This window comes from Yersinia sp. 2553 StPb PI, assembly GCF_052217105.1.
GTDB classification, from domain to species: Bacteria; Pseudomonadota; Gammaproteobacteria; order Enterobacterales; family Enterobacteriaceae; genus Yersinia; species Yersinia enterocolitica_E.
Window position 1 is genome coordinate 1,755,584 of record NZ_JAZGPX010000002.1, and the last position, 12,212, is coordinate 1,767,795.

Here is a 12,212-nt window from a genome sequence, read left to right on the forward strand (position 1 = left end):
GTTTAAAAGTAGGTGTTAGTGTCCAGCACAGGCATCCTTATCGGGCATATTCCGCTGGGCGCATCAACTGTGTTAGAGCTGTTTACATATGCCCCAGCGCCAGCAGTTATGCTTGCCCCTGACATCCTCATTGCAGACCTATACCACGCCCTGTAATTCCCACTCTGCACATTACCCGCAGGAAGTCCGCCAGCGCTTGGAAGTGGTATCATTGGGCGAGCTACTCCGGTGTCTACCCACGCGTTTGCTTGATTGCTCAGTGATGTAAATCCAGCAAGTATCATAGGCGCGTACCGCGACGAATATGTGCACTGCCCATTCACGTTGAAAATAGCCAATCCCGCCGTACCTGGGTCGGGTTGTTGAGGGAAGAAACCACTAGTGAATACACAAATATTGGCATTTACTGAGCCACTACTCGTTGTACCGGTAGAGTTTATTTGATAGCAATTTATTACTTTATTTACTGAATCATAATATAAAGAAACATTAGAGTCGGTCCAATTAGCAAAAACCATAGCATTATCTCGCGCTATAACTCCTGCTGGTACAGCCCACGACCCGTTTATCGTTACATTTCCACGCCATGTGCAAAAACCCAATGCTGAACTGTCTGTTATTGCCATGACATTGGTAGAGTTCTGCATGTAAAGACCGTAACTTCCGAAAGCCTGTGGTGGCAACACCTCAAATGCTGAAAACTTAGCCCATCCCATGGGAGACGTATTTAATGAAAGATGTAAACGCGTACCTGACATATAATACCCCGTCACCCACCACCCAAAAGAAGTTGATGATCCAGCGGGGCTTAACACTCCACCGAAATCAGTGGGTACAATGCATATTTCCCCGCCTCTATAGTTGGGAATATCTTGGTATCTTGTCGTGTCTCCATCCTTTACAGTGTTATCGTAATACCCCAGATAGGACAGCATACGCATGCCAGAGGTCATATATACGCCTTTACCCCCATCACTGGGGGATACATATAAAATAGGCTCCGCCATTAGAAGTAACCTGCTATTAATGCTGGTTGCCCATTAGCGTGATATGTTCTTTGTCCGCGATAATCTAATATAGTACGAATCCCATTAATCGTATTATCCATAGTTATATTCCCCCTGAGATTTACACTATTAAATTCAGCATTGCCATTTTTAAAATCTAGCTTTAGACCAGACAGTCCTTGAACATAATTATCTGATTCAAGGGTATCTGTTATTTTTCCTCGACCAATTGATGCCTTTGCGATAAATGCGTCATTCATGAATACTTGACCATTTACCACTGCAAAAGGCGAAAATAAATTACCAGTTGGGCCGGAGAGCAATATGAATTGATCAGCAGTAAAGCCAATTGAGGATTTAGCTACACCATTAATAAACTCAGCACCGATTACCATGCCAGCACTGACAAATTGACCGTTATAATTTAGTCCCGCTCTCAAGCTGTAAGTTGCACTGGCACCATCAGCATCAACAACGGCCGTCATCTTCTGGTCAATCGCGGCGGTCTGGCCCTCAAATGTTGCTGTAACGAGTGTTTCAAACTCAGCGAATGCCCGTTCAGCATCAGCCACGGTGGTGGTTAAGTGGATAACACCGGCTTTATTCTCTCCGTATTGCGCCCATTGCTGCACAATACCTTTATTATTAGCGACAGCATTTTCAAGAATACCTTCAGCATTCATGAAGTCATCATTAAGAAGTTGCTGACCCGCCACGGTGTTATTAATGAAATCATCGCCAATCGCTTCGAGAATGGCGCTTGTATCGTTGCTGGACATGCCACGAATCCAATCTATCCAGGGCGACTGATTACCTGATTTATCAACTATCCGCGCGCGGAACCAGAACACTTGCCCCGCCCTTAATCCCTGCATAGTGTAGTTTCGTTGCGGATGTGGTACATCACTCAACAATAATGGATCAGTGCCATCAGCAGACAGGCTATATTCAATCTCGGTTTTTAGCGCATCTTCTGCCCCTTCTGGATAACCCCAGTTCAGGGTGATGCCGAAGAGAATGCCGGTGGCTGCGAAACCCACTGGCATCGGAGGGTTGCCCTCTTTGCCATTTAATGTGGTTTCTTGTGCATTAGCCCAGATACTGGATATATCCGAGGGGTTAATAGCGCGAACGCGAGCCTGATATTGCCCAGCGTATATCCCCTCGACTTGAAAGCCTTGTGCCGATGTCCGTGGTGCTGATATCCAATTTCCGTTATCGCGTCGCCACTCTGCCTCGTATGCTATTGCACTGGCTGCTGGTTCCCATGTAACACGTAAGGTAGTTACTGCGAGCCCTTGTGAAAGCGCGGAGAAGCTATCGATTACCACATTCGTTGGTGGCGGCTGAACGCCAGGTGGGATTACGCTGATGGGCCGCTCATCAATGCGAGCCCCCGTATCTATTCGCTCATACTTATCAGGGTCGTGCTGAACACCCGAGATACTGTACGTGTTGTCATCGTTGTCAGAAATACCGGTAACCCGATATTGCTGAATGGCTAAATCATCTGCATCGACAGACCAAATACTCTCAGCAACTGGCGTTTCGCTGTATGCCACGCTGACGGTAACTACTTCTTCATTAACTGATTGAACAGTGCGAGCTTGAGATACCCCGCTCGATAAGTTAACAAGCAACCTGTCCCCAGCATTCACATCAGCAATGCGATCCAAGGTAATGTTTCGACCAGAAACGGCACTAATACGACCGCCCGTTTTTCTACCAGATAGCATTTCATCTGCAATGCCAATAATGTGACCGGGTAAAGGAATTGCACCATCCAGCCCCACATTGAAGTTTACTATCCGGTCTTTGCTGTTGGTCAATAATGCCCAGCGACCTCGCCGGTTGGCTTCCGTCTGCCTGATGCAGCCGATCGCCGTCATATCTATCTGGTTGATGCCGTAGCGACGAACCAAATCATTATCTGACACCGCCTCTATTGCATCCTGAAAATTGTTTGAGGGGTCGCTCCAGCTAACCATGGCTGTCGTGTAACGTTTCTTCTCAGATCCACCTCCATAGGTGAAACGACCATCAATAACGTTAGCTCGCGTGAAAATATAATCCACATCACGTGGCATGTCGGCCAAAGCACAAAGCTGATTGTTTCCCCAATAGGTCATTCCTCGAAAGATAGCAGCCAAATCACGCAACACGGTGAATGCTTCAGCCTGGGATTGAATATACACGTCACAGATAAAGCGCGGCTCTGTGTCGCTACCACCGCGCCCATCGGGGACCAGTTGGTCACAATATTGCCCTATTCTGTATAGTTCCCACTTATCAACCTGCGTTGAATCTATGCGTAGCCCAAGCCCAAATCGTTCAGCTAATACAATGTCGTAAAATACCCAGGCAGGGTTATTGGTATATGCCCACTTAAATGAACCATCCCAAACGCCGGAGTAACTCCGGGTGCCAGGGTCGTAATTCGTCGGAACGCGGATTACCCTACCCTTTGGCTCGCAAGAAATTGCGGGTATATTCTGGAATTGAGTCGCGTCAAATTCGATATAAAGAAGTGCAGTATTCGGATAGCGCAACTTGGCATCAATGACTTCAGAAATAGCCTCTGTGTTCATTCTATCTGCAATACGGCCAGAGTTAGCGTTCGCCGTGATGCGTCGCGAGCGGATCTGCCAGCCAGTTGTGGCTTTGGGTAAATTGATTCGATGCGAGCGCTCGTAAAGCGTTGTCGTTTTGCCATCTATTGCAGTATTGAGCAGTGTCGAATATGCTCCGCCATCGGTAGAAACATCAATCGCATATTCAATACGGTAACCGCCAACATCACCGTTATCAGCCTGGCGCTGTAATGAGGGCCAGCCAAAGCGAACCCGAACAGCAGACAATTGCGTATTGGTGACAGAGCGAACCCATGGCGTATCTGATTTCAGTTCTGTATTAACTGTTATCTCATTCTCAACATTCGGCATGCCCTGAATATAGTCCTGAGCCTGGGTGCCAGCCCGATATTCCCATGTTACGCCAGTAAAATTACTGCTACCGTCGGGGTTTTTAATTGGGGTGCCATCAAGATATATGTTAGTCCCGTCTAAACCGCCTGCAAACTCCCCTTCACCAAGCGCAAGAAGTATCTTCGCCTTCGCTGTTGATTGAATACTATCAGGAGATTCCACAGGTGTAGTGGCATTGCTACTCCCACCTTTACGGCCTTTAATCTGTTTACGTGCCATATTTCACCCATAAAAAAACCCACTTTTCGTGGGCATTGGCGTGTTTATTGATCAACTCAATGGAGATTACCGGCTGATCTTCTATTGTGTAAGGTCAGCCTACTCTAGCCATGCGCGGCTTGAGTGTTTATCTATCGGAGGAATGGCTGATTTACTCTGGGATAAGGAAATAAAAATGCTAGGATTTAGAGATTTGATAATTAAATTAAGCTCAAAAACAGGCAAAACATCTGAGATAGCTAATGAGTTAAATAATATAAAGCTAATTATGTTGGCTATCGCTTATAAATTAGGCGAACAGGAAAGGGAACAGCTAATAAATGAACTTTCCGATATTAAATCTGAGTCAGTACAGCAATGGGTGTCTAATCTTAAACTTGGGAATCGAAATTAATCCCTAGGTTCATACTGTAAATGCTTGTGCTTATCGCGGCCTGAGATATGGCCGCATTTATATCGTTAAAATTGGCCTGATTTGAATCTTGATAATGAATTATTGCCTCTTGGATGCTAGTGATCTGCCGTTGCATGTCTGACACCTGCTGCTCTAGCGCTTCAATTCGTTGTTCTTGCGTCATAACTCACTCCTGCCTTTCGGCGTTAATTAATGTAACCACTCTTACATTTGATCTTCAGCATAAATACCCGCAGATATAACCGCTCCGCCAATTCTACGCTTGCCGTAGAGTACGCCCACCGGGTTACCCTGAGCCGTAGAGTTAACCGGGCCACCGAATGCATAGCTTGGCTTGTTGTCCGGTGATTGCCTGGATGCAAGGCCGCCTACTTGGGGGGAAAGCATTTGGACTACACCGCCGAGCATCATTGCCCCACCGACTTGGAAAAAGCCCATAGCTAATGGACTTGCCGTGCCGCCAGACATTACCGTCATGACAGCGCCCACGACGACGAGAACAGCACCTAAGATTGTTTGAAAAACACCCGCCTTTTTGCTGCCAATAATTACAGGTACTATTCGTATCTCTTGCCCGCCACTGGCTAAGTCTAATTCATCCTTACCAATATTCTTACCACCCTTGAAGATGGCGAACGTTAACCCTCTTTTCTTGGCGGTAATCAGATATTCCTCAAAGCCGGGAATAGTTACGCTTAATGCCTTAAACGCCTCCTTAGTGTGGCTAATCAAGCGCTGATGATTTCGACCAAACCGCGTGGCTAATGACCCACTTAATTTGATTGGAGTCATTATCTCTTGTGCAAATACCGTCATTTACTTTTCTCCAGATAATAAAAAACCACCCGAAGGTGGTTGGATATGTTCATAATTTCATTCAGCTATTCAGCTATTCAGCCAGTGTTTGTATCTAGTTTCAAACTCATCCCTAATACTGCTAGGTAGTTTGTTTTTTAATTTATCCAAGTCATTAGCATATCGGGTCTGAATATTCATAGGGTGAACACCTGGGTTTACCCTTTTTAGTTTATTAACCATTTCCATAATTGCATGATCATTAACATCAAATCCAACCTTTCTACGTATGAAGAAAGAATCAAATGGTAGATTGGATGGATTAAATCCGTATTCTAAATTTGAGGTGATATTTTCATCTACTGGTTTAACCTCACTCCCACAGTGTTTGCACTTCATGGCTTCAGGTTTGATTAACTCAGCACAGAACGGACACTTCCTCATTCCGTTGTCTATTTGTTTCTGTTCTATTGTCTTATTGTCGGCACTCATAACTATTGAGTGAACCAGAGCCACAATAAACAGTAAAACCCCGTATAGCCACCACAGGCCAAATGATCGCCCCTTACTATTTGCTATAATCGCCGGTATTAACCCAAGAAAAATCGCCGCTATGATAATTTCCAATCGTTTACCCTCCATGAGTAACAGTTCGTTACATGATAGCAGGGGGATGCTGCAAGGCAACGCAAAAACCCACAGTTAAGTGGGTTGGGTTTTGGTTACTCTTTAAATTATTTTGGTGCTATTTAAGCTGCTACACCATTGATGCCAAGCATCTTGGAAAGTTTGGTAAGTCCTTTAGCGGTAACGAGAGCCTGCTCTGTCACTTTCTCGCTGCCATCATTGCGAACTACTGTATGCACTTTGTGCTCCAGATATCCCGACTGAATTTTGTCCTGATATCCGACCCAAGTTTTGCTACCAAGTCGTTTGTAAATCCAGCGATTCTCTGACAACAGGCGAAAAAGGAATTTAGGCTGTACCTGTAAGTTTTTCGCAGCATCGGTAATGCACAGAGCACCATCTGACTTAGCAATTCGCTCCAGGGCTTCAACATCCGGCGTCATTTCTTCTACCTTATGTTCTAGCGCGATCACCTTTTCACTGTAGGTCAGTAATGTGCCGCGCAAAAACTCAGGGTCATTTAATGCTGCCATCGGGTCGAATGCTGGTTTCAGTTTTCCTGCCTTGTAGTCGAGGAAAGTTTGATTAACCTTCAGGCGATATGATGGTGAAATCCACCCAGCATATTCGACAGCAAGAAGTTCGTGGGCGAAGGTGCCTGGAGCGATGCCACCTTTAACTGATTTGATTACTTCATAACCTAAGTGCGAATTTACACTTAGCTCATTAACCAGTGCCTTAGTAGTAGCCCGACGCATCCATTGGCTAGGTGATTTATCTTCACCCTTACCACTGGCCTTGTGTAACGAGTTCAGGTTAAAGCGCCCTTCTGTATCAGTGTTAATCTCAACACCAGCGATGACAGGCAGAGATTTATTTGCTAAAGTTAAATCAGTCATTAAAGACCTCACAGTTTTATTTGACATGACCGCCAGCTCTAACTGGCGGTTTTTTATTGCCTGTGTTCCGGCAAAGTTAGTTAAGCAACTGCCCCACCCTCAAACGGTTAAGCACCCGCCAATTATCATCAGTGAACGGTCCCGCTTTTATGTGCGCCGTCTCACGCTCAAGTAACGCTCTCACTTTGTTGGTGTTGCGAGGATATTCATGGGCCGCTGAGTATACTGAACCAGCTAGCCGGTGTTCTGCTGCGCGTAAAATTGGATAAACATCAGCGGAATTACTGATCATCGAAACCGCGTTTCTCCACAACCAGCAGAGAGTGCATAATTCTTCATCTGTGAATTGGCGCTTCTCCGGTACTGGAAATGTGGATATTTGGCTATCCAATACGTCCAGAACCCAACGGCGAAACTCTTTGGCCTTAGCTGTCCTTGCAAACATACCGATCAGATGAGCGCCGCGCAGGGAAAACACCCGTACATCTTGCATCCCGCCAGGGGTGGTCACCCTGACCACCCCTGTCATTTGTGTCGTGAACTCATCAGAGTGGCGATTGAAAATTCGGTGAATAGCTTTATCATCCGCGTACTCTAAAGCCTGCCCAACTTCTGCCGCCGTCAGCCAGATTTGCCCCGCCATTTCCATATAAGAGAAAGTAGTGCTATGGAATGTCAGTTGATTATTCGCTATACTTTTCATGTCGGTTGACTCGCTTAAGGTTGCTGACAAATCGAGGCCCTGACTATTGCAAGTAGTTAGGGCTTCACTATTTTGATGATGCACTCGACCTTTCCTCACGCAGACACCGCGCTAAACGCTGCACAATCGCAGAATTGATAGAAATCCCATCCATTTCAGCCATACGGCGAATTTCTTCCTTCATTAGCTCAGGCAAGCGAAGCTGAAAGCTATCGTTCTTACGCCCGGTATAAAGAACATCTTGCATTTACTTTCTCCTCTTTCAGATAGCATCATTTTGATGCCTGACATCATTATGATGTCATTGTGGGTAATGTCAATATGATGCTACCGTGTTTTATATAAATAATTACGGCCCCTGAAAATGACTGAAAAAGATGACCCAAACTTTATAGAGCGATTTACGGTCAGGATGCCTGACGGAATGCGTGATGCCATAGCAGGTCGAGCTAAGAAAAATGGCAGATCAATGAATTCTGAAATTGTTCAGATACTTCAGGATGCACTGGCTGATGAGCAACTAAACGCTGACACTGAAAGATTTGGTAGATACGAGGAAGAACTAAATATTAGCCAAACCTTAGACGAAAAAATGGCTTACCTTAAAAAATTAGAGGAAGAGGACCCTTTTGCTGCGGTGCTTCTAAGAGAAACTGAGGAGCATAATCTTCGACTCATAAAACTTCTCGGCGAACATATGGAAAAAGGTAACAACAAAAAGCCCACCTGAGTGGGCTAGAATGCAAAAACCCGCCGGAGCGGGTTTAGTGGTCGCCTTGGTGAATTCTAATCGCCAGGTAATACAAACCAAGTAATGTCGTTGTCACAACATTAAACAGAACAAAAGTATATACAAATACAAATGATATTTTAAATAATATCATAAAGTTAGATAATCCTGAGTTCTGAATGAAACTTAATAGATTTTCACTTATCAGTGATACTGATACACCAAAAGAAAACACGATAAAACTGACCAAGGCTAGATAACCAAACAAGTAGCATAGAAACCTTCGCCTAATTAATTCAACTTCAACCAAGCGCCCACGAAATCGCTCTTTAATCGTTGGAGGATCTCCAGCCATTAGTTGGTCAATAGTAGGATTAGAGAATGTGGCAATAGCTGCCAATGCTGCAATGTAAAAACCAATTAGCACTTGAAGCAAACCATTCACTTGCGTAACTAACCCCGCCTTACCAAAGATGCTGAATGGATGGCTCATTAACCAGTAGCAAAGAGTAACAACGACAGCACCAATGAGAGGATACAGGAAGTCATAACGACGCTTCTCCGCATGTTTTATTCTCAAATAATTTAGTGGCGCTAGCAATTTCATTTAATGCTCCTGCACTTAAGTCAGTAATATTACAGTCATCCTTGCTTTTAAATCCTCATGAATTACAGGCTCACACTGCCCAATACCATCAGGGAGGATTACTTTTTCTGTTTTAGTGAATAATTTAGTGGCGGCATCCTCTAAAATATCAAGATCTATGCTTGATTGCCGACCTTCTTTTGAAAAACTGATACTCAATTTGTTAAATCCCTCTCGTCGGCCCCTTTCTCTCAATGTGGCAATCAAACGACGCCGACCAGTCCTACCAGGTTGCTTTACCACTTTCAACTTTATGGCTTTCTCAACAACATCTGTATACGGATTTTTATCCATTTCCTTTACTTTTTTTGTACTAATAAGCCTTATTCCCTGTAGCCTAGAACCCGCCAAACTTTCATCTAATGTTTGTGCCCCATGAGATATAACGTTAAGATTTGGACGTAACTTATAAGTTCTTCGACTCACCTCGCTGATAAATTCCTCATTTTCATAAGCACTACGGAAGATCGCATTCAAGAAAGGCTCAAAAACACTTTTTGTTATTCCGGGCACACACTCCACAAGAGCGGTGTAGTGATCGACCGAATCTATGTTAGGAATGGTCTTAACAATAAAATGTGCTGAAACAGCAATACCTTCGCCAGCAAGCTTTGGTTCTACTCTTAGTTGCCCATTTTCAAGCTGAGCAAATACAGGGTCTGCCACTCGTTGATCGCAAAGTTGCATGAGGATAGTTAATGTTTGGTTTTCTTCATCATGATCCCATCCTGAAATCCTCAAAGCTCGCGTATTTAAATTATAAAGCTTAACTGCTGCCCCTCTTTTGAAAAGAGCGTCAACTCTTGGAATGATCTGAACGAGAGGGATATCAGGCCCTTCGTCATGACTTGCTTTGATTGAAAAGTCATAAAATGAAACCCAACGCTCTAAATTTGAAAGCACTTTAATATCCCTAGCAGTGGCTTTGTTTAGAACAATCTACTAGCTTAGAGATGAGTTGATCAAGAAGAATACATTAACTGTATTTATATACAGTACATATAATCAGTTGTGATAGCAATACGGTTTAAACTATTAATACCTACAATGTGATGATGTAAGAATTAAGTTTTTTTCAAAATTCTAACCACCTTAACCGTCCTTTCCTGCCAGTAGCCGCCATAAGGCACACGTTGGCTAAGCTGTCCGTATAGGTGGTGCAGCATCATCCCATCGTCCAGCAAAATCCCCGCATGATTAGCTACTGGGGCTGAGACTTGCATGATGATCAGGTCGCCGGGTTGCGCTGAGCCACTGAACTCACGGAAACCGCATTCATACCAGTTATCCATATAGAAGTTTTCTGTGCCTGACTCCCACCAATGCCGGTCAACGCGATAGTCTTTCAACTCAATGCCATGCGTTTTCTTGAAGTAGGACATTATCAAGCCCCAGCAATCTGTATGGCCTAGGACGAACTGACGACCAATTAGCGGAAGGTCCCCGCGCGGCTGGATAGTCCGTAAATCCCCCTCGGGCCAGCTCACAATGTGCCAGGGTAGTTCGTTATTATCGCATTGGGCCATGTCCAATTCGGATGGCTGAGTAGTGGCATCTGGGTGACTGTGTACAATTGCTGTGATGGTCCCCCAATCTTCTGCCGCTACATAACCTTCAGGGTCGAGGTGAAACTGTTCGATCGGGTTTGCAGCCAGATTAATACAAGGAAAATACTTCTCTACTCGCGACCTCTGCGCCACAACCCCGCAACACTCTTTCGGGTATTCCGCTTCGGCGTGGGCCAATATCGCTTTAATCGTTTTGTCTCTCATGACTACCTCTTGATTAGAGCTGAGCCGGGGAATCCACCAAACGACAGCGGGTTGTCGGCACCAAATCGCTTTTTGCAATCGACCAATAGCCCTGAACATTTATCTTTGCTCGGGTCATCTGTCGGATTGCCTTTCACGTCGAAATAAAGCGTTCCGGCATAATCGCAGCCATTGCCTGAGCGATAATCACCGCGCATACACCAGGTGCAGAGTGAGTGAATTTGTCGGGTGGGGATAAGCAGTCCCTGCAAATCCGCAGGGCTGGAAAGAGAGAATTCAACAGTTTCATTAGTTTCTGTCGATTTACTGTCAATATAGTAAACCTGTACTTTCTCCTGTTCCGGGTCAGCCTCAGAATTGCCATCAGGGAAATTCACCGTATCCAGATAATGTTTGAATGTGTCGTGAACGATAACCTTGGCCTGCACCATGTCGTCAAATGCAAGGCACAGCGCGGTGATGCTCCCATCAAGATTCGCTACCGATAACTTTGGCTGTGCACTCTGCCCATCACTGGACATCTCAATGCCTTCAACCTGTACCGGCCATGCTGAATACTCTTCTCCCTGCCACCAGATAGATTTAGCTGGTAGTTTGGTTTCGTCGCCACCGGCCGCCGCAATCTCTTCTGGGGTATGGGGTAATGTATCGGCATGGAAACGCAACAATGGCCCATCAAACTTAGAACCATCAACTTCATACAGGCGAACGCGGTTACCCGGCTCCAGTCGTTGCAAGTCAGTATTAATTGCCATATTGGGTTACTCGATATTAAGGCTTGAAAGATTGCTCGAAAGTGAAAGAGACAGACATAACATTACCGCCAACTGGAACGGCCTTGATAGAGTCAGCAGTGACGCGCCACAGGCCAACAACCCCATAGGGTGCAGTCCACTGGCAGGACTTGGTGGTATGCCTGCGAACAAACGCCAGGATTGGCATCATGTCTTTTTCCAAACCCTGAAAAGTCAACGGCCATGACTGCGTTTCAGGGTTGATTCCATCACCAGCGACTTGCTTGTAGCCATCACCGAACTGAGCAGTCCTGACTCGCTGGTTAAAGCTACCTTCAGGAACACCCTGCGTTCGCCAAAGAAATGTTTCAATCGCCATATATACCCCAATAAAAAAGCCGCACATTGGCGGCTACATAAGATCAACGCAACTCTATTACTCAAATTTAGTTATATCTTTCGCAAGGGACAATAGCTCGGCTTTAACAATAGCAATCGCTTTGTCGCCGACTGACTCAAATGTATCTTTCGGATTAAATGGAAGGTTGATGTGCCTCCCCATGATGGAGTCATCATCGTTATCATGGAAAACGTCAACACTGACAACTACAGACGCACTCTGTTCAGGTGTTGCTGAATACATTCTGAAATTTGTTGCTTTTAAATTCATAATTCCCTCAA

The 12,212-nt window shown here is 45.1% G+C and carries 16 protein-coding genes; 2 read left to right on the plus strand and 14 right to left on the minus strand.

The features are described from left to right. Nucleotides 1–2: 2 nt before the first annotated feature. Both V2A84_RS09330 and V2A84_RS09335 read right to left on the minus strand, forming a co-directional pair. Nucleotides 3–1,007, minus strand: coding sequence for a DUF6453 family protein (locus V2A84_RS09330; protein WP_442848722.1), 1,005 nt, complete (start codon nt 1,005–1,007; stop codon nt 3–5). After that, nucleotides 1,007–4,210, minus strand: coding sequence for a host specificity protein J (locus V2A84_RS09335; protein WP_442848723.1), 3,204 nt, complete (start codon nt 4,208–4,210; stop codon nt 1,007–1,009). The genes V2A84_RS09330 and V2A84_RS09335 overlap by 1 nt, the downstream gene beginning before the upstream one ends. Nucleotides 4,211–4,352: 142 nt before the next feature. On the opposite strand from V2A84_RS09335, the gene V2A84_RS09340 reads away from it, so the two are divergent. Further along, nucleotides 4,353–4,604 carry a hypothetical protein gene (locus V2A84_RS09340; protein WP_442848724.1) on the plus strand — a complete coding sequence of 84 codons (252 nt, stop codon included), beginning with the start codon at nt 4,353–4,355 and terminating at the stop codon, nt 4,602–4,604. Here the strand turns inward: V2A84_RS09340 and V2A84_RS09345 are convergent. The 6 genes from V2A84_RS09345 to V2A84_RS09370 all read right to left on the minus strand — a co-directional run bounded on the left by V2A84_RS09345 (nt 4,582) and on the right by V2A84_RS09370 (nt 7,896). Further along, on the minus strand, nt 4,582–4,788 hold the full coding sequence (locus V2A84_RS09345; protein WP_050158294.1) for a hypothetical protein: 207 nt from the start codon (nt 4,786–4,788) through the stop codon (nt 4,582–4,584). The two genes, V2A84_RS09340 and V2A84_RS09345, sit on opposite strands and share 23 nt — an antisense overlap. Before the next feature lie 41 nt (nt 4,789–4,829). Beyond that, nucleotides 4,830–5,441: a tail assembly protein gene (locus V2A84_RS09350; protein ID WP_442848725.1), complete on the minus strand. Its 612-nt coding sequence runs from the start codon at nt 5,439–5,441 to the stop codon at nt 4,830–4,832. A gap of 69 nt (nt 5,442–5,510) precedes the next feature. Next, nucleotides 5,511–6,062, minus strand: a complete 552-nt coding sequence (locus V2A84_RS09355) for a zinc ribbon domain-containing protein (protein ID WP_442848726.1) — start codon at nt 6,060–6,062, stop codon at nt 5,511–5,513. 107 nt (nt 6,063–6,169) lie between these two features. Further along, nucleotides 6,170–6,946: a phage antirepressor KilAC domain-containing protein gene (locus V2A84_RS09360; RefSeq protein WP_442848727.1), complete on the minus strand. Its 777-nt coding sequence runs from the start codon at nt 6,944–6,946 to the stop codon at nt 6,170–6,172. 76 nt (nt 6,947–7,022) lie between these two features. After that, on the minus strand, nt 7,023–7,649 hold the full coding sequence (locus V2A84_RS09365; RefSeq protein WP_080984655.1) for a P22AR C-terminal domain-containing protein: 627 nt from the start codon (nt 7,647–7,649) through the stop codon (nt 7,023–7,025). Between the two features lie 67 nt (nt 7,650–7,716). Continuing rightward, nucleotides 7,717–7,896, minus strand: coding sequence for an Arc family DNA-binding protein (locus V2A84_RS09370; RefSeq protein ID WP_049678886.1), 180 nt, complete (start codon nt 7,894–7,896; stop codon nt 7,717–7,719). Between the two features lie 117 nt (nt 7,897–8,013). Between V2A84_RS09370 and V2A84_RS09375 the strand changes: the two genes are divergently transcribed. Next, nucleotides 8,014–8,379 (plus strand): Arc family DNA-binding protein, encoded by a 366-nt coding sequence (locus V2A84_RS09375; protein ID WP_420071973.1) that lies wholly within the window; start codon nt 8,014–8,016, stop codon nt 8,377–8,379. Nucleotides 8,380–8,413: 34 nt separating this feature from the next. On the opposite strand, the gene V2A84_RS09380 is transcribed toward V2A84_RS09375, so the two are convergent. The 6 genes from V2A84_RS09380 to V2A84_RS09405 form a co-directional block, all read right to left on the minus strand. Beyond that, nucleotides 8,414–8,986, minus strand: a complete 573-nt coding sequence (locus tag V2A84_RS09380) for a hypothetical protein (RefSeq protein ID WP_048901756.1) — start codon at nt 8,984–8,986, stop codon at nt 8,414–8,416. Between the two features lie 15 nt (nt 8,987–9,001). Then, the gene (locus V2A84_RS09385; RefSeq protein ID WP_442848728.1) at nt 9,002–9,928 is read right to left on the minus strand and encodes a hypothetical protein; all 927 of its coding nucleotides are present in this window, start codon (nt 9,926–9,928) and stop codon (nt 9,002–9,004) included. Nucleotides 9,929–10,089: 161 nt separating this feature from the next. Further along, entirely contained in the window at nt 10,090–10,797 is a 708-nt protein-coding gene (locus V2A84_RS09390; RefSeq protein ID WP_442848729.1) for a C40 family peptidase, read from the minus strand. A gap of 2 nt (nt 10,798–10,799) precedes the next feature. Then, nucleotides 10,800–11,552 (minus strand): phage minor tail protein L, encoded by a 753-nt coding sequence (locus V2A84_RS09395; protein ID WP_442848730.1) that lies wholly within the window; start codon nt 11,550–11,552, stop codon nt 10,800–10,802. Between the two features lie 16 nt (nt 11,553–11,568). After that, nucleotides 11,569–11,910 carry a phage tail protein gene (locus tag V2A84_RS09400; RefSeq protein ID WP_265535808.1) on the minus strand — a complete coding sequence of 114 codons (342 nt, stop codon included), beginning with the start codon at nt 11,908–11,910 and terminating at the stop codon, nt 11,569–11,571. A 57-nt stretch (nt 11,911–11,967) separates the two neighbouring features. Next, the gene (locus tag V2A84_RS09405) at nt 11,968–12,201 is read right to left on the minus strand and encodes a hypothetical protein (RefSeq protein WP_046051385.1); all 234 of its coding nucleotides are present in this window, start codon (nt 12,199–12,201) and stop codon (nt 11,968–11,970) included. Between the last annotated feature and the right edge of the window lie 11 nt (nt 12,202–12,212).